The sequence below is a fragment of the Cupriavidus sp. H19C3 genome (genome assembly GCF_049393815.1).
Lineage (GTDB): Bacteria > Pseudomonadota > Gammaproteobacteria > Burkholderiales > Burkholderiaceae > Cupriavidus.
This window is the reverse complement of record NZ_CP184987.1, coordinates 15,937-35,627: the sequence shown is the minus strand read 5'-3', so window position 1 is coordinate 35,627 and position 19,691 is coordinate 15,937. Positions and strand designations below refer to the sequence as shown.

The following is a 19,691-nucleotide window of genomic DNA, read 5'->3' as shown; positions in this document are numbered from 1 at the left end:
CTTAAGGGCAGACCTTCGGCCTCGACCCGCGCATCGGGCTAGCATGTCGTCCGGGCTACACAGCCCTCCGCAAGCCGAACTCGGCGCATTTTTTACGTGGCGGGCGGCGCCTGAGAGCTACTGCCTCCATTCCGGCTGATGAGAGATGCGAACTGCCTGCGTCGGAACCGGGAGAACGCAGGGGACTACCTGGCGTAGCAAATTCACAGGAATTGCCACTGGCGGCGTGGAAGAAGTAGCCAGACTCTGCCGTCCCCATGAGCGGGGGCACGGAGATGAGTGATGGGCGGACTCTATGCACCTATCTGTGTCGGCGCTATGAGCAGTATATAGCGTACGTTGGAGCTTCCCTAGCCTACTTACAAGTTAGCTGACGCAGCCGCTTCGGTTCCAAGCTTGTTCACCTGCGAAGCAGGATTGAGGTAAATTACCGCGGTAGGCTGCACTCATGCACTTCTAGGCGACGGATTCAAACTGATCAACAGTCTTGACACAGAGGCGAAAATGAACCGTCTTCGGTACTCGGTGAATTTGTCGTATGAGATCCTCGACGCTACAGCAGACTTTCTGCTGATCATCGAAGCTGCGAAGACTACGAGACAATGCGTTCTCTCCGAATGTCTCGCGCTCACGCCAGCGGTTGCGGTCACTCGCTACACGGACCCTCTTTGCAACCGTATGCTCAGGATGCGAGCTGAGAGAGGCGCGTTGACTGTTCGCTATGAAGCTGTGGTCGACATTAATCATCGGCTAACTGATGGCCTCTCGCTCACAGAAGTCCCCGTGCCAGAGCTCCCGTTCGATGTGCTTTCATACCTGGCTCCTAGCAGGTACTGTGAATCCGATCGCTTGATGGAATTTGCCATGCGCGAGTTTGGCGGCATGCGCCCCGGCTATTCGCGCGTGTATGCAATTCGTGAGTGGGTACGCAATCATGTACGCTTTCTTTCGCGATCCACGAACGAGCGCACCTCCGCTATAGACACCATCGTCGAGCGGACAGGTGTATGCCGGGATTTTTCCCACCTAATGATTGCGATATGCCGCGCGCTCAGCATTCCTGCTCGAATGTCGAGCAGCGTGGACTACGGCGCCGATCCAGCCTTAGGTGCACCAGACTTTCATGCAGTGGTGGAGGTTTTTCTGTCAGACGGCTGGTATCTGCTCGATCCATCAGGCGTATCCATACCCACCGGTTTGCTGCGCATCGGAACTGGACGGGACGCCGCCGACATTCCGTTTGCCGCAATATTCGGTAAGGTGGCCTCGAAGCGCCCATTTATTGGGATTCAGCCAATGATCGATACATCAGCAGGGATCGACCCACCACTTGCAACGACAAGCGCTATCTGTACATGGTAGTCCTGCTTTAGCTGCTCTGCCTCTTCCACGCAGCCCGTATCGGCTCAAATGCTCTCCGAGGCGGCCTTGAGGTAGCGTGTTCCCCATCTTTCGGATGTCCTGGTATCGCTTGTGAAATCGCTGCGTGCCGCAATCCGCCACGCCAAGCGGCTGATCGACGCATGGCGTGTCGAGTAAAATGCCGAGCGTCCCAGAGTTCGCTCGGCTATCTCGCAGATGCCCCAGTCAGGCCGTCCCTCCGAAGCTGGAGCACGCCGAAGCGATTCTCGCTCCCGCAGTCTAGCCCGGTAAGAGTCTCCGTTCTTTACGGAGGAGATGCGGGAGGATGACAACTTATATATCCGTCAGCGCTTGCACGTCAATAAGTACGACGGCTTTCCCGTTTATGCGCGTGAGACCGTCGCGATTAAATCTCGATATTGTGCGACTCACTGTCTCGAGCTTTATCCCCAAAAAACTACCAATCTCCTTGCGCGTCATGCTCAGCGAAAATTCGCGATCTGAGTAACCATGCTCTTTCAGGCGACGTGAGACGTTTATCAAAAATGTCGCTACCCTTCGTTCCGAATTCATGCTCGAAAGCAGCACGGTATGCTTACATTCACGCACGATTTCCTGACTCATCAGTTTTACTAAATTACATTGCGCGCGACGCAGATCTCGACATAAACTCTCCAACGAAGAAAAGCGAATTGCAAATACAGCGCTGTCCTCCAGGGCTACCGCATCGCAGTCGTACCGGGCATCGCAAATCCCGCCGAGGCCAAATAGCTCGCCAGGAAGTATGTACCCAGTAACGTGCTCGTGTCCCACCGCGTGCCCTCCCACAGTTTTGAAGGAACCTGAGCGCAGCGAATAGATGCTTCGAAACTCGTCGCCGCATCGAAATAGATAATCAGTGCGATGCACAATTCGCCACTGACCGGCCAATTCCTGCAATTTTTTCAGTTCCGAGTCCGCCAGCCCGGATGCTAAGCTAAGCGGCAGCAGCCGACTGCGAGAGCTCATCAGATCAAATGACGAGGCGAACAGAGGGGGGCCGTCAAGCGTCCGCGAGGTACCGTCACGACGTAGATTCTGACGTACGTACATCTATTATCCTTGATTTTCCCGGGCACCGGAGGCTCGCAGCGAAGTGACCTGGTGGCGCGCCAGTCTAGCCATGTATCCTCCACCTTCGGGCGCCTACACGATGTGATTCGTGGGATTCAGACGCGACTTAGAAGAGTCGGCAACGCTGTACGATCCTGAGAGGGTTGGCGATATGCTCCCAGCACAGGCCTTGGAGCGGAGCTCGTGTGGACAACGCCACACACGATCAATATAGATGAGCGATTTGCCACATCCTATGCCACTTACACTTGCGTCCTTCAATCCCCCGTGTGCTGTTTGCCCGGAGACCATCTATGGAGCGGACGCGCTGCCGCTGGGATCTCGAGATGCATCCAATGTAATTGGCCTTTTCTCACTCCTACTTACTGAGCACGGCCACCTGCCCCCCTCAGACCACGTGCTGCTGCACGATTTGCCTCGTAGTGCTATGAGGGAAGCGTGTGACCCTTGTCCGCAGCACTTGACTCAGCGCTCCAAGTAGGACAAAGGCGGACATCCCCCCCTGACCAATGAGCACACTATGCTCCTAGGATTTCAAGCGCTCACAGCGATGCATCGCGCAACAGACGCACAGCGGAAAGATCGCAGGTTGCTTCGGGCTGCCGTCGCGGGTCCGTTCGTTATTGCTGCGGGGCGACTTAAGCTTTTTTTCTCTTTGAGCGACCAAGGCCGGACGACGAAGTCCAAAAAGCCCTCGTACATGGGTACCTATTGTCGGACGCGTGCGGGCGTATTACTCATACCGTAGGCCGACAAGCGCACGGCGCACAGGCCATCACTGGGGTCATCTGTGAAAAAGATTCTCGCCATGCAACAAAGACCTCCACCACAGGTCCGGTGCTCTGCGTCTCATCCTACAAGGGTTCACATTGGCAACCGTGTCGGGCCAGCCAATAGCTTCGGCAATGCTATGGTGTTCGATGAAGAGGCCAACGTTCACCACCGGTTGCGGAAGCTTCTACCCAGTCTTATGCTCGGAAGCTCGCCAAAGTTTTCGATATCGGTGATATCGGTTTTCGACATCGCTGTACGTTCAAGACCACCAGCTCGGTGCGTAGGACCGCTAGTAATGCCATGGCTCGAGTACCGAACGCTCGATGCCGGGGCTGAGCCAGGAAGTGGTGCTGTACAGAAAATGGGCCCACAGACGCCCATGAAGTGCTAGGTCATGGCAACAATCGTGGTCGTCGATGATGAGGCGCTAAATACCGATGCATTGACATTCCTGCTCGTGGCCGAGGGCATGACGGTACGAACTGCGAGTGACGGAGCGGAAGCTCTAAGTCTTATCACAGAATGCCTACCCGATCTTGTAATCACTGATTTTATGATGCCAATTATGACAGGCCTCGATCTCGCGCAAGTACTCAAGGCTCACATCATAACCTGTCATATTCCGATTATCTTATTGACTGCCGCCCAAACTGACATCGGCCGCCAGCACGAAAACCTTTTTGACATGGTTTTTCAGAAACCTTGCTCACCCCCGGATATTTTGAGAGCGATTTTTAAATTAATCAATAAGGATATAACTACATCCTATTTTCAGATTTAAATTTTAATAAATTTAAATTATTACCATACAAGCTGAATTATATAAAATAATACAACAATATGAAGGAAGACCTCACACATTTACCAAAGGAACGCGCCGACAAGTTCACCCGGCCATTTCTTCGGTTTTTGCGCATTGAGGCAATGGCAGGTGCCACACTGCTGTTTTTTGTGGGGATCGCGCTGGCGATGGCCAACACCGAATTTTCCGATCGGTATTTTTCTTTTTTTGATACGCGTATCGGATTTTTTTTCGACAACTTTGAGTACTCTCGCACGTTGCAGCACTGGGTCAACGATGGCTTGATGACGCTGTTTTTCTTTGTCGTAGCCCTTGAGCTGAAGCGAGAAATAGTACTAGGCGAATTAACCAACATCAGACTGGCTCTATTCCCAATGGCTGGCGCAATAGGCGGTATGATTATGCCCGTTGGAATTTACCTTTTACTTATCGGCGACCAGCCCAGCTCACGCGGTTGGGGCACAGTCATGTCGACAGACACAGCTTTCGTCATCGGTGCCTTAGCGTTACTCCGCCACCGCGTGCCAAAGAGCCTTCGCTTATTCTTGTTGGCTCTGGCCATCTTTGATGACATTGCGGCTATTCTGATCGTGGCCATCAGCTATGGTGGCGCTATTCGGTGGCTTCCATTGATGCTAGCCTGCTTAGGCCTTGTTGTTGTGGCCGGAATGGGATGGGTTGGCTTTCGAAGCATGGTTGCATATTCTGTTTTTGGCATCGTCGTTTGGGTTGCATTTGATGCTTCCGGCATTCACGCGACGCTTACTGGGGTGATACTCGGGCTGATGGCGCCCGCGCGCAGTTGGGTTAGCGATGAACGACTGCAAGCTATCCTTAGCCGCGCCGTTGCCAAGCCCCGGGGCGAGCGTTGGAGTGGTGACATTGGCGAGCGACATGGTCTCCAACGAGTTGGCGTAGCGGCGCGAGAGGCGCTGTCGCCAATCGAACGACTTGAAATCACCCTTCACCCATGGATTGCGTTTGCGGTAATGCCAGCTTTTGCGCTGGCGAACGCGGGGGTGACCATCGTTCCTGAACGCGTCGATGCTGCGCTAGCGTCGGCTATTTTTTTCTCCTTTGTGCTTGGGAAACCCGTTGGTATCATTGCGCTGATTGCACTGGCGGTAAAGCTTCGCGTCGCTAGTCGCCCCAAAGACCTCACGTGGCGAACTTTGATCGCGGGTAGTATGCTCGCCGGGATCGGCTTCACCATGGCACTGTTTATAGCGAATTTATCTTTCAATCGCGGGGAACTTGACTCCGTAAAAATTGGCATAATACTGGGATCATTTGTTTCTGCCACAGCCGGGATGCTAGCTCTCGCTTTTCTTGGTAGATGTAATCGACATTGATGGCAGCGCGCGAGGTCAGAAGATCTCCTTTTACCTGGTCAGTGGATATATCGGATTAAATTTCCGACACTACTGAGGTTTTTTTATCGGCAAAGCCCGAGGGCTGCGAGACAGCCCGCTCTCCCTACGCGCCTCGGGTGGAGCGGCCCCACGTATCTGAAGACACAAGGAATCTCTTAACATAAGGGATAGTCTTGTGCCGGTATTCCCCCCGAAAAATAAGGGTCGCGGAAAGTAGAATTTTCTAGCAACAGGACCTTAGGAAATTTTGCATGAGGACCTCCTGATTCACGGACAGCCAGATCATCGTCATCCTGAAGCAGGCCGAAGCCGGCACGCTGAGCCAAGCCCGTGCCGCCGGAGCGGTTCCAGTGATAGGCTTCTGTGCGGTCAGAATCGAATTGAAGCGGCCACGAACTCGTCGCACACTGGCCAGGCATCAACCCTGAACTCATTCGGCGCCGGCATAATCCAGGCTCCATCTTTTTGCACGGCCGGGCAGCGTCCATGGATGAGGCAATATGTGTCGTGGATCACTGACATTTGTCGCCCAGCAATCTCCACCCCACTTCGTCCCGTTTTGCTTCGCGGTACCTCCACACGGTACCGCAAGTGAGGCAGCGAAACATGCTAACCGTGACGGAGGGCGATCCGGGGATTTTCTGTCGCTGCGTATCGGTGATGCGCAACGCGGGGTGACCAGGCGCGCCAGCTATGCCGGGAGCAATGGACATACAGCGTTCGCAGATGGACATCTTTACTAGCCTCAAAAGGTTATGACAGTGATGCAGGCCCCTAGCCCCAAGCTCTTTTACCATAGTAGTGAAGACACATTGCAAGCAGCTGTGCGACAAGGCCGGCTGGCTACCGTCATGTTGCTCGGCAACAGATAAGCCGCCGCATTGCATCTTTCAATAGCCCAGCTACCCCAGCCGCAAATCATGACACTGTTCGTATTCGCGATGCCACTATTTGAGGGCGCTCTTCGTCAGGTACCCTAACTGCCGAATGGTAGCCCCGATGCCTTTCTGACCTCTACAACCGAACCGCTTGCAGACGGTCTTCATACGAGTACATGAACTCCCTCCAGGTAGTCCAAATTTTTGGTTCATCGAGGAATTCCGGGGAAGCCAGCGCGGATTTTGAGGAAGAAGCATTCCTCGTCGCGGTAGCCGTAGGCTCGGCGCTTGATGACCTTGAGGTGTTGTTGATGCCCTCATCAACACTCGTATTCAGCGGATGCCGGCAGCGGGCGATGATGCCGTGCCAGTAGCTGCTCAGGCGTTTGGCGAACATTTGAAGAGCGGGAATACCACATTGCCGGGCCTGTTCACACCAGTTCTCCCAAGCCTTCTGCGCCCATCCCGGGCGGCGGTAGAACCACAGCCGCTTGAGTTCGTCTCGCAAGATGTAGACCGTCATCAGCGGCTGGTTGGCTTGCAGCACCTCGTCCAGATGCACCGCCTGCAGACGCGCCTTGTCTATCGATTTGACGGTATGCCGGCCCAGATCATAGAAAGCCGCCACAGCCTGCACCGTGCAACTGCGTAGCAACTGCCCACAGGCCTGCGCCAACCTGGCTGTGACACGCTGGTATCTCCCCAGCCATTCGAGCCGCTCGAGCCGCGGCCCCCGCATTGATCGCACCAGACACGCCTGCGGGGGACATGGAGCACCACCCGGTATTCGAACAGCGGACGATCGCGCACGCGCCGCACCACCGTCTCATGGACCTGTCGGCACTTCGACCCGCATTCCTCGTAGTACATGACCTTGCTGACCGGCTTCAGGTACAGCGCCAACGTACGGCTCTCCCCCTCGGGCCATACCACCCGGTCCAGCTTGTAGCCATCCCAGCAGCCCAAGGCCTGCAGCGTCTTCCGATCCAGCATCCCATCCCCCCTAACGGCCGTCTTAACGACCATTAGGATACGGAATGTGGCAATTCAGGCCCCGGAATTCTTCGAAGAACCAAATTTTTGTCAGCACTCCCCTTCCGATTATCAGCCGCCGAAAGTCAGGGCGTAACTAACTTCGACGTTCACCGCTTCCCTAGGCTGCCGGCGCTATCGTCGTTAGCAGTGCGGAATAAGGCACAGCGTGGACATCCAACGCTAGCGCCGCCAATACAGAGGCCACTACGGGTTATTACCCGATATTGGCAATAGCCACTTTAACTGTCCGGGGGCCTGACCTAGACTCCGTGTGACTCGGCATGCGTGCGGCGCTGCGGTGTGGTCGCGGGCATGCGGATCTGCAACCCATACCAGGCAGAACGCAGGAGACCCGAGTGAACGAAAACGACAACAGCAAGCCAAGTCCGCCAAAGCTGCGCAGCCAGGCCTGGTTCGGCCGACTAGATCGCGACGGCTTCATCTACCGTTCGTGGCTGAAGAATCGCGGCATTCCCCATGACCAGTTCGACGGCCGCCCGGTCATCGGCATCTGCAATACCTACTCCGAGCTGACGCCCTGCAATTCGCATTTTCGCGAGCTCGCTCTACAGGTTAAAACCGGCGTGTGGGAAGCCGGCGGATTTCCGCTTGAATTCCCTGTGATGTCCTTGGGGGAAACCTTGCTTCGCCCCACCGCAATGCTGTTCCGCAATCTGGCCAGCATGGACGTTGAGGAATCGATTCGTGGGAACCCTATCGACGGCGTGGTGCTGCTGATGGGCTGCGACAAGACCACGCCGGCGCTGATGATGGGCGCCGCATCATGCGACCTGCCAACGATTGGTGTCTCGGGCGGCCCCATGCTCAGCGGCAAATTCCGCGGCCAGGAACTTGGATCTGGCACCGACGTGTGGAAGATGTCGGAGGAGGTCCGCGCCGGACATATGTCGCAGGAGGACTTCTTTGAAGCTGAGAGCTGCATGCACCGGTCTCACGGCCACTGCATGACGATGGGCACGGCCTCAACGATGGCCTGCATGGTCGAGTCGCTCGGCATGAGCCTGCCCGGCAATGCGGCTATTCCGGCCGTAGATGGGCGCCGTAACATTCTCGCGCGTGCGTCGGGACGACGCATCGTACAGATGGTCAAAGACGACCTCGTCATGTCAAAGGTACTGACACGCGCGGCGTTCGAGAATGCGATCAAGGTTAACGCGGCGATCGGCGGCTCGACGAACGCGGTCATTCATCTGCTGGCCATTGCCGGGCGCATTGGTGTGGACCTAAGCCTCGATGACTGGGACCGCCTCGGCCACGCCCTGCCCTGCCTACTGGATCTTCAGCCTTCAGGCCGGCATCTGATGGAAGATTTCTACTACGCGGGCGGCCTGCCCGCCGTGATCCGTGAAGTGGGGCCGCTACTCGCGCGCGACGCGCTGACGGTCAACGGCAGGACGCTGTGGGAGAACTGCAAGGACGCACCGAATTGGAACCGTGAAGTCATCCATGCCTTCGATACGCCCTTCAAGCCCCACGCAGGCATTGCCGTACTTCGCGGCAACCTTTGCCCGGACGGCGCGGTGGTCAAGCCTTCCGCCGCGACCCCCGCCTTGCTCAAGCATACCGGGCGCGCCGTGGTGTTTGAGAACAGCGAACACATGCATGAGCGGCTCGACGACGAAGCGCTCGACGTCGACGAAGACTGCGTCCTGGTCCTGAAAAACTGCGGCCCACGTGGCTATCCGGGCATGGCCGAGGCTGGCAACATGCCGCTGCCGCCTAAGCTTTTGCGGAAGGGTATTACCGACATGGTACGGATCTCCGACGCGCGAATGAGCGGCACCGCGTACGGTACGGTGATCCTCCACGTGGCACCGGAAGCCGCTGCCGGTGGCTCGCTGGCACTGGTGCAGGACGGTGATCTCGTAGAGCTTGACGTAGAGGCACGCAAGCTCCATCTGCACGTGACCGACGATGAGCTCGCACGCCGGCGGGCAGCATGGCAACCACCGCAGGCTCCGATGGAGCGCGGCTGGACTCGACTTTACTTCGAGCACGTGCAGCAGGCCAACCGGGGGGCCGACCTCGACTTCCTCGTCGGCAAAAGCGGCGCCGGGATACCCAAAGACAATCACTAGCCAGACCGGAAGATCAGACCACTCGAGATAAAGGAGAGGGGAGGCATGGCATCGGTACAGATTCGCGAGGTGGAGAAAAAATTTGGCGGCACGCTGGTCATCCGGGGGGTAAGCATCAATATTCCCGACGGACAGTTCACGGTTCTGGTGGGGCCATCCGGTTGCGGGAAATCCACTCTGCTCCGCATGCTGGCAGGACTCGAGGAAATCACCACCGGAGAGGTCGCTATCAACAACCGCGTGGTCAACCGCCTCCCGCCAAAAGAGCGCGATATCGCGATGGTGTTCCAGAACTATGCGTTGTACCCGCATATGTCCGTGTACGACAACATGGCGTTCTCGCTGAAGCTGGCCGGCATGTCCAAGGACGCGATAAAGCGAAAGGTGGACAAGGCCTCCGCCATTCTTGGTCTTGCTCAGTTGCTTGACCGCTATCCGCGCCAACTCTCCGGCGGCCAGCGCCAGCGTGTGGCAATGGGACGCGCAATTGTGCGCGATCCACAGGTGTTTCTGTTCGATGAGCCGCTGTCCAATCTCGATGCAAAGCTGCGCGTGCAGATGCGCGCTGAGATCAAGGAATTGCACCAACGACTGCGCACCACCTCAGTGTATGTCACGCACGACCAGATTGAAGCTATGACGCTCGCAGACCAGATTGTCGTGATGCGCGATGGGCGGGTGGAACAGCAAGGGCGGCCGCTGGCGATCTATGACAATCCCGACAATCTGTTCGTGGCGGGATTTATCGGATCGCCTGCCATGAACTTCATCCCCGGTATATTGCGCCGCCGGAACGGCACGGCGACGGTGGAATTTTCCGACGGTACGCAGTTGTCCCCGCCAACGCAGCTCGCCGACGGTGCCGGGGCTGACAGCCAGCACGTGATCTATGGCGTGCGGCCCGAGCATCTGAGCGTCGGCGCGCAGGGCGAAGGCTTTCCGACCCGCGTCGCGGTCGTGGAGCCTACCGGCGCAAATACCGAGGTGTATTCCCGCTTCGGCGATACCGATCTCGTCGCCGTGTTCCGCGAGCGACACGACTTCACGGCGGGCCAAGCGCTACATCTGGTACCGGATCACAAGCACACGCATCTTTTCGACGCGGAGACAGGACGGGCCCTACCTCGACAATAAGTCCATGCACCAGCCGCCGCGGTACCCAGACCGCGACATAACCATGAACATGGAGGAGACAAAGCGATGAGCAATTCCGGTAACTTCACAAGGCGCGATTTCATCGTTTCCACCGCTGCGCTGGCGGCCACCACAGCGCTGGGCAGTCACGCGCATGCCGCCACCGCGTTGCAGTACAAGCCCGAAGCCGATGCCAAGCTACGCATCCTGCGCTGGAAGCGGTTCGTGCAGGGCGACGAAGATCTATGGGTGGCCAACACGAAGAAGTTCACTGCGCTAACCGGCGTGGAGGTACGCGTGGACAACGAAGGCTGGGAAGATGTGCGACCCAAGGCCGCCGTTGCTGCCAGCGTGGGTACCGGTCCGGATATCGTGCTGGGTTGGTTCGATGATCCGCAGCAGTATCCAGACAAGCTCATCGACGTCAGCGACGTGGCAACTTATCTTGGCAGCAAGCATGGCGGCTGGTACGACGTATGCCGGAAATACGGCATGCATGGCGGCAAATGGATCGCGCTGCCGCTCGGCGTAGTGGGAAATGCGCTGGTCTATCGCGAAAGCCACGTCAAGGCAGCGGGCTTCGATGCGGTCCCCAAGGACACCGGGGGCTTCCTCAAGCTGTGCCAGGCGCTGAAAGCGAAGGGCACGCCGTGCGGCTTCGCGCTTGGCAAGGCGGTCGGTGACGGCAACAACTGGGCGCACTGGCTACTCTGGTCGCATGGCGGCATGCTCGTCGACAGCAAAGGCAAGGTCGTGGTCAATTCGCCCGAAACCTGGGCCGCGCTTGAGTACGCCAAGCAGCTGTATGCGACCTTCGTACCGGGCACGCTGTCCTGGCAAGACCCGTCGAACAACAAGGCGTTCCTCGATGGGCAGATTAGCCTGACCGCCAACGGCATCTCGGTCTACTACGCGGCCAAAAACTCGAAGGAACCGAAATTACAGGAAATGGCACGGGACATCCAGCACGCCCATTTTCCGATCGGAAATAGCGGCAAACCGACGGAGCTGATGCAGATTACCCAGATGATGGTCTTCAAGTACTGCAAGTACCCCTTGGCGGCCAAGGCATATCTGCAGTTTATGATGGAGCCGGAACAATACAACCCTTGGATGGAAGCGGCGATCGGCTACGTGAGCCAGCCGCTCAAGGCCTACGAGTCGAATCCGATCTGGACTTCTGATCCCAAGCACACGGTCTATCGTGAAGCGGCGTCGCTGATGCTCGACAACGGCCATGCGGGTCCGCTCGGGACCGCCTCGGCGGCGTCGATGGCGGACTATATCGTGCTAGACATGGTGGCGGAAGCGGCTAGCGGCTCGAAGACGCCGAAGGAAGCCGCGGCGCGCGCGGCGCAACGTGCAGAGCGCTACTACAAAGCCTAGTCCGTACGCTGGTCATGGAGAGATCCGCTGCGACGCACCGTGGGTCGCAGCGGCAGACAAGGAGCGCCATGCTGTTCCGCCTGTCAAACAACCGTCATTTCCTAGGGCTGCTATTCATGTTGCCCACGGCGCTGTTGCTGCTGGTGTTCCTCACCTACCCGCTCGGGCTCGGGGTATGGCTGGGCTTTACGAATGCCAAAATCGGCCGCGCTGGCGAGTGGATCGGCATGGCCAACTATAGCTACCTCGCCGGCGATTCGATCTCGCAGCTTGCATTGTTCAATACCATCTTCTATACGCTAATTGCCAGCGTGCTGAAGTTCGTGCTCGGTTTGTGGCTCGCGCTGCTGCTCAACCGAAACCTACCATTCAAGTCTTTTTTCCGCGCGGTGGTGCTGTTGCCGTGGATCGTGCCGACGGCACTGTCGGCTCTGGCGTTCTGGTGGATCTATGACGCACAGTTCTCCGTGATCAGCTGGACACTGGTCAGGCTGGGCCTTATCGATCGGTATATCGACTTTCTCGGCGACCCCTGGCTGGCCAGATTCTCGACCATCGCCGCCAACGTCTGGCGCGGCATTCCGTTCGTCGCTATCTCTTTGCTTGCGGGCCTCCAGACGATTCCCCCGTCGCTGTACGAGGCCGCGTCGATCGACGGGGTCACGCCATGGCAGCAGTTTCGCTATATCACGCTACCTTTACTCACGCCGATCATCGCCGTGGTGATGACTTTCTCGGTGCTGTTCACCTTCACGGACTTTCAGCTCATCTATGTGCTCACCCGTGGCGGCCCTCTCAACGCGACGCACCTGATGGCGACGCTGTCCTTTCAGCGCGCGATTCCGGGTGGCTCGCTCGGTGAAGGTGCTGCGCTGGCCACGATGATGGTGCCGTTCCTGCTGGCGGCCATCATGTTTTCATACTTCGGGCTGCAGCGGCGCGCCTGGCAGCAAGGAGGCGACAAGTGAAGGTGACGACCATCGAGAACGAACAGCACGTGATGGAGTATTTGCAGTCCATTCCGCGGCGCTGGGTCACGCTATATATTCCCATCGGCATCTTCCTGTTCGTGTTGCTGTTTCCGTTCTACTGGATGGCCATTACGGCGTTCAAGCCCGACGGCGAACTCTTGATGCAAAGTGCAAATCCGCTGATCGTCATCAAGCCGACACTGGCCCACTTCAAGAAGCTACTGTTCGACACACCCTACCCTGCCTGGCTGCTCAACACCGTGATTGTGTCCACGGTGTCCACCTTCGCCTCGCTTGCCGCTAGCGTGCTGGCCGCCTATGCGATCGAGCGCCTGCGTTTTCAGGGTGCGAAGCAGATCGGGCTCGCAATATTCCTGGCCTATCTGATTCCGCCATCCATCCTGTTCATTCCACTGGCCTCGATTGTCTTCCAGCTGGGGTTGTTCGATACACGCTGGGCGCTGATCCTGACCTACCCGACGTTCCTCATCCCGTTCTGCACGTGGCTGCTGATGGGCTATTTCCGGTCGATCCCCTACGAGCTGGAGGAATGCGCGCTCATCGACGGTGCGACGCGCTGGGAGATTCTGGTCAGGATCATCTTGCCACTGGCGGTGCCAGGTCTGATATCGGCGGGCATTTTTGCGTTCACCCTATCGTGGAATGAGTTTATCTATGCGCTGACGTTCATCTCGTCATCTGAGGTGAAGACCGTGCCTGTTGGCATCGTCACAGAACTGGTCGAGGGTGACGTCTATCACTGGGGCGCACTGATGGCCGGCGCGCTGCTGGGCTCGCTACCAGTAGCAGTGGTGTATTCGTTCTTCGTGGAGTATTACGTTACCGGCATGACCGGTGCGGTCAAGGAGTAGGCGCCACGTAGACAGCGCCGGCCTGTCGTTTCTTGTTTCGCTCGACGCCTCCCCTCATCAATGGGGCGTAGGCCGGGACGCTGGACCGCAAATCGTCCGCACTCATGCTATGGGCAAGCACGATCTATGCAGGCGGTCTAGGCGAAAGCGCGACACCCGATCACGTAGCGGTATGCATGTCGTCAACTGTGCAATTTGCGTCCGCCACCCGAGCGTCCTCGCTGAACTGTTCGGAGATCCGCCTCGGAGTTTGCCGCCGACGCGCACCAACGCCGTGGCGACTTCCCATCGTTCCGCCCGTTCGGTCATCTCACTGCGCATCCGTCGCGACGAGGCGCGCATCGCCTTGCCGCTGCCTAAGGTCGCTTCAACGGAATTCGCGCAGTCTCGTTGATTTTGCTCTCGAGACGGTGCTTTGAGCGATTAAGCCCAGAATTATCCGAAGAGTCTCGGATCAAATTTAAAAGGCGCAACCTCCAGCACATGGACACTACCCATGTCGGGATGCAAAGGATTCAACAACAAGTTGAAGTCGGCTGGACAGACCACTGAGGGCACCTTCATTGCAAGATGTACGCCCTCTTCGATCCATTTCTGACCTATGGCGATCGCGGATTGCGGATCTCGCCCTGGCGCATCCCAATCCGCGGGAACTTCGGGAACGAGCGCAGCGGAAAACAAGGCATCCGGCAATTCGATGGTCACCAGAAAGTGATGGGCGGCGGGCATGAGTCCACCCAAATGCACAAGCGTTTCCAACACGGTAGTTGATGGCGTGCAGCAGGTGTAAACGACGCGCATGCCGCGCGGATTCCAGCGACCGCCCGCAAGCGCAGCCCCGTTGCCGCTCAGATCGTTTGCCTTATAGCGCCCTGGCTTTTCCTTCGCGAGTCGGTAAACCTTCATACAGGAATGCCAAAGGCCGTGCGCATCAAAATGTCCCTTACGCGGTCATACCCCGGTTGGGAATCTAGGACCTCGAGCGGCTTCATCCCATCCAGTTCAAAAAGCGGCTTCTGCATCCATTGGGCGGCAAGCGCTGGATCTTCCAACACATCCGACGCCAGCTCGAGTACATAAAGGACACGCGCCACGCGGTCGGACTCCGGTCCGGATAACCGCTCATGCTTCGAAATCTTGCGGAGTACAGTGGAGCTAGGGAGACCGAGCCCGCTAAGAAGCGTCTGCACCGGGATGCGGAGCAGCTCCTTCGCGACGCGCTCGACGATGGAAGCGTCCATACCTTCTCTAATCACCTTCCGTTGCTCAAGCGCTCCCATGCCCCGAAGGAAACGGTCAAAGTCGTCCGGCTGCGCGCCAAGACCTGTACCAGCGATTGCATAGCCCATGGCACCATCTCATTTGGTTGAATTGACACTCCCATTGTAGATAATCTCAAATGGAAGTCAACGACTTCTCATTTGAGACATGGGGATGGATACCTCTCGGCCTCAACGCCTCAGTGTCAATGAGATCCAACATCCGTGGGCGCTCAAAGTGCCGGGCCGAACAATCTTACAAGCCCTGGAAGGCACCAAAGGTGGCTTCTTGGCAGTTAGTTGTATTTAATGCGTCGATGTTTTAGCCGCAGCTTTCATACGTGAAAGTCCAATAGCGAGTGATCGTTGTGCTTTATTAATCGCTCCCTAAGATGCGGCGTCGCCGCACCTTGGTTGCGCTTCGGCGCGTAGACGCTACGGCGCCGGGACGATCTACGCGTCGAACTACATCTTCAATCCAATTCATCCGGATGCGGCCACAGCTCGTATCCTTGAGGCCGAGCGCGGCGACCATGACCCGCGCATGCTCTCCTTGCTTTCGGAGCCGCGGGGGCATAAGGCACCAGTACGCTCGACACCTTCAAAAGCAGACTGGACCGGACGGATAGCCATTCAGTGCCGGCACTCCTCGACCAACCCGCGTCCTGCGTCCAGTCTTCCGGCAGGTCCGCAATACCGGCGATCGCGACCGTGTCATCGCTCTCGATCCTCAGGACGGGTAATTTCTCGGAAGCTCCTCGATTCTCGAGACGTCTTGATGAACCAGTACACCCAGCGCCAGCGGGGGGTTCCGCGAGATACACGACCGGCTGTCCGGGAAAATACCATCGCCCGCTTGCACGCGGTCCGCCAATGCCTTTGAGATCCGCGTAATTGCTGATTCGCCAAAGGATCATCAGGCAAAGCATCCTTCGTCGATCTGCACCAGCTGCTCCTCGGCGAGATGTGCCCCTGTTCGGTTCCGACTAAAGACAATGGCGCCATCCCGCCGAATCGCCACTGCTTTTTGCTGGAGCCAGTTCAGCCCGCGCTCCACATCACCGAACGTGTTCACCGCCAGGGCCGGGCCAGCCGAATGGCTTTGCCGGGCTCTTCCACGGCCCGGGGCCGGCCCTTCTCGCAACGATGACTCAGTGTCCGCCATAAAATAATAAAGGCGGCTTCATCCCACGAGAGCCCGTCTCGAACAGCCGCTCAAGGGTCTACGCCGACACCCGGTCACTCGCCAACGTCGCCAGATTGGCGCCGCCGCGCTAAAGTGCTTCAACGCGCACTCACATCGTCCTGGTAGCGCTCATAAGGCGCCAAGCGCCTGAAGGATGAAACCGATGGTTTGCATGGCATGCCTCGGCAGTTTGCCTTCGTACTATTGGCAAATTGCAAGCAACCGTCGGAAGTCAACTTACTGCGCTGGCCGTCTTACCACCGCCAGACAAAGGAAGTCTGCATTCGCACAACAAATAATTTGCATTGCTTTTCGTGCTGCAATATGGGCGGATTCAAAGTCTCGCAAGCGTACTTCTGTTTGTTATCAAGCACTTACGATAGATATTGGTGTGCGCCAGCGATCGCGTTGTTTCAACGCAAGGACGCTCGCTCGCACCTCGTCTATCTCGAAGAGGCGGCGCGTCCGGCATGTCCCCCATATTCCGGGGGTGCGCCGGTGCTCCTCCCGCCCTGGGACCGGCGCAGACGACGTGCTTTGCATTTGGCCCGGCGGTATCCGGTGCCGAGTGCAATTCCCGGATGGTCCGACGCTACGACCGGCTGTCTCTCCGTCGACTGCAATCGGTAGTCTTCGAAGGGATCATGCGAAGCCCGCCAGGCCGCCGTCCATAGATTCATCACTTTGGACTCGAGCACTGGCATTGACCCCGGGGGGTCAAGATCGCCCGATCCGCATGCGCTGCGCGTGGAGGCGGAGTTCTGGGGCTCCTTACGCCGGGTGGCCAAAAAATAGTCCATATTATTTTATAAGTTTTATTTAAAATATAGAAATATGGTTCCTCCTCTACTTTCACATGTGAAAGATCCGCCCGAAGTCTCGCGACGCTCCACTGCCGCACGCGATCATGCTGATCCATGTAGCCGCGTGGTAGATGCGAGGAAACTTTCATGCGTGAAAGCGCGGCGTCGGAGGACGCTTTGCTGTATGGAGCATCACTTCGGCAATTTGAGAGCCTAGGACTGAAGGCACCAGCGTATTGAACTGGACCACGGCATGGGACAGTTCAAGCGCAGTGCCACCGCTCTTGCTTTCATACGTGAAAGTCGTTCTGCCGGGCCAGTGGAGGGCCGATTTCATTTGCTGGAAACGAATGTTGAGCCCGGAGGTCGCGCTTTCACACGTGAAAGTTGATGGCCAGCACGCCGTCGCATTTTGGATCTGTGTCCGAGCCACTCCCAATTCGGGAGTAACCCTAAATTTTCTTGGTACTCAGAATGGGGCCGACAATAGCTAATTCCACACATCGGTGATCGGAAGGGTTTCACGTGTGAAAGTCGGGTATGGCAGCCACTCGACGCTGGTCTGGCAAAAGCTTGCTTACACAGCCCCACTACTCAATCTGCTTTCACGTGTGAAAGATCATCACTCGTCGCACACACGCAACGACGGGCGGGTGAACCTAGCAATCTTTCGAAAAAATCCCTTTAATGGCCATAAAGAGATGGATCAACCTTTTGTTCTTATGGTATTTTAGAAATTAAATATTTGGAGAAATGCATGGGCGCAAGAATTGTCACGGTGTTCAATCAGAAGGGTGGATGTGGGAAGACCATGACCTGCATGCAACTTGCGGCTGCGTTCGCGTTGCGAGGCCATCGAACCCTTCTAGTGGATATGGACAAGCAGGGCACGAGCACAATCTGGGCCGGTCAGGCGGGCGCCGATAAGCCATTCCCTGCCACGGTTCTTTCTTTGGCACCTCTCAGGGAGAAGATGCTTGGGGAAATTGAAAAGCATGCGGCGAACTATGACTTCATCTTCATCGACTGTCCGCCGGCGATCGAGTCGTCCATACCGTGGGCAGCACTCAACGTCTCCGATCTGGCGCTCATACCAGTGATTCCATTGCTGGATAACGTCTGGGCAAGTCGCGAAGCGAAAGAGCTCGCTCGGAGAGCCAAAGAGGAAAACCCATCGTTGCAGACGTATTGCATACCCTCAATGTCCCGGCGCGGGAACGTCTTTAAAGCCTGCACAGAGATTCTGCAAGGCGATGCCGAGATCCCGCTGCTCGACCACGGGCTGCAGCAGCGCAACGCATACGGAGAGTCCCAGATGTTTGGCTTGAGCGTCCACAGCGTAACGGGAGCTGGAGCCGCGGTTAAAGAAGTCGAAGCATTGGCCGACGTCGTCATGGAGAAATTAGGACTACCGGTCACCAAAAGGCCAAGCAAGGCTAGAGCGACTAAGCAAAACACGGAGGTAGTCTAATGGCGAAGAGCAGGCTTGAAATCATGCGCGAGCAGGCTACCAAAGCACTGGCCGTCGCACCGCCGGCCGATCGCTTTGCCCGAGCACAAGCGCTCGTCGAGCGGCAGCCGAATGGTTTTGCCGCGAAGGCTCCGCTGGAAGAGGTCGAACAGCGTCCCACTGACATTCATAGCGAGGTAGCGGACAAGACGTCTAAGCAAGAAGTTGTTCCTGCGAATGACGCCTCGGATACGGAGCCATACTACGAAGAGACCGATATTGCGCTGGTCGATGAGAATCCCTTCAACGCACGACGTCTTTACCATCCGGAGCGCGTGCATGAGCTCGCTGCGAGTATCCGCGCAGATGGACAGCTTGTACCTGGCATCGCGACCATCAGAAACGGCAGACGGATCCTCGCAGGCGGGCACTATCGATTGCGCGCGTTGAAGGTCGCGGGTAAATCGAAGATCAGACTTCTGATTCATCCAGGCCTGTCAGACCAGCAGCTTTACCAGTTGTCGTATAAGGAGAACGCTGAACGCGAGCAGCAGACCCCGCTAGACAATGCAATCGCATGGGAAGCACTCATCAAAGACGGCGTCTACGGAAGCGAATCCGCGATTGCGGAGGTCACCGGTATGTCGTTGCCAAACGTCAATAAAACCCTTTCGATCCTGAAGCTCAGCCAGCCAATTCTAGAGATCGTCAAGGAGCGGCCAGAGTCCTTTGCGCTCACGACCCTGTATCAACTCAGACTCCTCGAGGGGGCAGCCGGCTCGACCGTCGCCACTGACATGGCATTGAAGGTGAGGGATGAAGCGGCAGTGGCAAAGGACGTCGAGATCGTTCGTACCCGATACGAGACCAGACCTGCCAGGAAGACCAAGGAAACATCCCGACAGCACAAGCTGGTTGGCCCTGATGGCACTAACGTGGGTGTGTTGAAGGACTGGGACTCGGGAAAGGTCACTTTCGAGATCACACTCAAGGATGCTGCGAAGCGACAGGAGTTGATCGAAGAACTTAAGGCAAAATTCTCCGCCCCAACCGAGTGAACCTTAGTTGTGAGACGGCTGAGTTCAGAACGCCACCTTGAGTGGCGTTTTTTTTTGGTTCCAGGCATTGCGAGCGGAACAGCATGTATTCCTCGAAGCACTTACGTGTTTACGTGATTTAGTAAACACTGTAAAC

General features: G+C 57.0%; 14 protein-coding genes and 2 pseudogenes. 10 read left to right on the top strand and 6 right to left on the bottom strand.

Annotated elements, in window-relative coordinates:
• The first annotated feature begins 504 nt into the window (after positions 1 to 504).
• A complete protein-coding gene (locus tag DFLDMN_RS31030; RefSeq protein ID WP_423200767.1) occupies positions 505 to 1,362 on the top strand; it encodes a transglutaminase-like domain-containing protein in 858 nt (285 codons plus the stop codon).
• Between the two features lie 333 nt (positions 1,363 to 1,695).
• Here the strand turns inward: DFLDMN_RS31030 and DFLDMN_RS31025 are convergent, their stop codons facing one another.
• On the bottom strand, positions 1,696 to 2,454 hold the full coding sequence (locus DFLDMN_RS31025) for a helix-turn-helix domain-containing protein (protein ID WP_423200766.1): 759 nt from the start codon (positions 2,452 to 2,454) through the stop codon (positions 1,696 to 1,698).
• 1,189 nt (positions 2,455 to 3,643) lie between these two features.
• On the opposite strand from DFLDMN_RS31025, the gene DFLDMN_RS31020 reads away from it, so the two are divergent.
• Together DFLDMN_RS31020 and nhaA are read left to right on the top strand one after the other, a co-directional pair.
• On the top strand, positions 3,644 to 4,030 hold the full coding sequence (locus DFLDMN_RS31020; RefSeq protein ID WP_423200765.1) for a response regulator: 387 nt from the start codon (positions 3,644 to 3,646) through the stop codon (positions 4,028 to 4,030).
• A gap of 59 nt (positions 4,031 to 4,089) precedes the next feature.
• The gene (gene nhaA, locus DFLDMN_RS31015; RefSeq protein ID WP_423200764.1) at positions 4,090 to 5,403 is read left to right on the top strand and encodes a Na+/H+ antiporter NhaA; all 1,314 of its coding nucleotides are present in this window, start codon (positions 4,090 to 4,092) and stop codon (positions 5,401 to 5,403) included.
• A 1,108-nt stretch (positions 5,404 to 6,511) separates the two neighbouring features.
• On the opposite strand, the pseudogene DFLDMN_RS31010 reads toward nhaA, so the two are convergent.
• Positions 6,512 to 7,295 (bottom strand): annotated as a pseudogene (locus tag DFLDMN_RS31010) (transposase).
• 323 nt (positions 7,296 to 7,618) lie between these two features.
• Between DFLDMN_RS31010 and DFLDMN_RS31005 the strand changes: the two are divergent.
• The 5 genes from DFLDMN_RS31005 (at position 7,619) to DFLDMN_RS30985 (ending at position 13,799) form a co-directional block, all read left to right on the top strand.
• Entirely contained in the window at positions 7,619 to 9,436 is a 1,818-nt protein-coding gene (locus tag DFLDMN_RS31005; protein ID WP_423200763.1) for an IlvD/Edd family dehydratase, read from the top strand.
• Positions 9,437 to 9,481: 45 nt separating this feature from the next.
• Positions 9,482 to 10,570 carry an ABC transporter ATP-binding protein gene (locus tag DFLDMN_RS31000; RefSeq protein WP_423200762.1) on the top strand — a complete coding sequence of 363 codons (1,089 nt, stop codon included), beginning with the start codon at positions 9,482 to 9,484 and terminating at the stop codon, positions 10,568 to 10,570.
• Positions 10,571 to 10,636: 66 nt separating this feature from the next.
• Positions 10,637 to 11,956 carry an ABC transporter substrate-binding protein gene (locus DFLDMN_RS30995; RefSeq protein WP_423200761.1) on the top strand — a complete coding sequence of 440 codons (1,320 nt, stop codon included), beginning with the start codon at positions 10,637 to 10,639 and terminating at the stop codon, positions 11,954 to 11,956.
• A 68-nt stretch (positions 11,957 to 12,024) separates the two neighbouring features.
• Positions 12,025 to 12,924, top strand: coding sequence for a carbohydrate ABC transporter permease (locus DFLDMN_RS30990; RefSeq protein ID WP_423200760.1), 900 nt, complete (start codon positions 12,025 to 12,027; stop codon positions 12,922 to 12,924).
• Positions 12,925 to 12,956: 32 nt separating this feature from the next.
• Positions 12,957 to 13,799, top strand: coding sequence for a carbohydrate ABC transporter permease (locus DFLDMN_RS30985; RefSeq protein ID WP_423200802.1), 843 nt, complete (start codon positions 12,957 to 12,959; stop codon positions 13,797 to 13,799).
• 435 nt (positions 13,800 to 14,234) lie between these two features.
• Here the strand turns inward: DFLDMN_RS30985 and DFLDMN_RS30980 are convergent, their stop codons facing one another.
• The 4 genes and pseudogenes from DFLDMN_RS30980 to DFLDMN_RS30965 form a co-directional block, all read right to left on the bottom strand.
• Positions 14,235 to 14,705 carry an RES family NAD+ phosphorylase gene (locus tag DFLDMN_RS30980; protein WP_423200759.1) on the bottom strand — a complete coding sequence of 157 codons (471 nt, stop codon included), beginning with the start codon at positions 14,703 to 14,705 and terminating at the stop codon, positions 14,235 to 14,237.
• The gene (locus DFLDMN_RS30975; protein WP_423200758.1) at positions 14,702 to 15,148 is read right to left on the bottom strand and encodes an antitoxin Xre/MbcA/ParS toxin-binding domain-containing protein; all 447 of its coding nucleotides are present in this window, start codon (positions 15,146 to 15,148) and stop codon (positions 14,702 to 14,704) included. The genes DFLDMN_RS30980 and DFLDMN_RS30975 overlap by 4 nt, the downstream gene beginning before the upstream one ends.
• A gap of 500 nt (positions 15,149 to 15,648) precedes the next feature.
• A pseudogene (locus tag DFLDMN_RS30970) lies at positions 15,649 to 15,975 on the bottom strand (RES family NAD+ phosphorylase); the annotation flags it as partial.
• Positions 15,975 to 16,133, bottom strand: coding sequence for a hypothetical protein (locus DFLDMN_RS30965; RefSeq protein WP_423200757.1), 159 nt, complete (start codon positions 16,131 to 16,133; stop codon positions 15,975 to 15,977). The gene DFLDMN_RS30965 and the pseudogene DFLDMN_RS30970, both read right to left, overlap by 1 nt.
• 1,671 nt (positions 16,134 to 17,804) lie before the next feature.
• Here DFLDMN_RS30965 and DFLDMN_RS30960 point away from each other — a divergent pair.
• Together DFLDMN_RS30960 and DFLDMN_RS30955 are read left to right on the top strand one after the other, a co-directional pair.
• Complete coding sequence (locus DFLDMN_RS30960; RefSeq protein WP_423200756.1) at positions 17,805 to 18,518, top strand: AAA family ATPase; 714 nt, start codon at positions 17,805 to 17,807, stop codon at positions 18,516 to 18,518.
• Entirely contained in the window at positions 18,518 to 19,555 is a 1,038-nt protein-coding gene (locus DFLDMN_RS30955; RefSeq protein ID WP_423200755.1) for a ParB/RepB/Spo0J family partition protein, read from the top strand. Before DFLDMN_RS30960 ends, DFLDMN_RS30955 begins: the two co-directional genes overlap by 1 nt.
• The last annotated feature ends 136 nt before the right edge of the window (positions 19,556 to 19,691 follow it).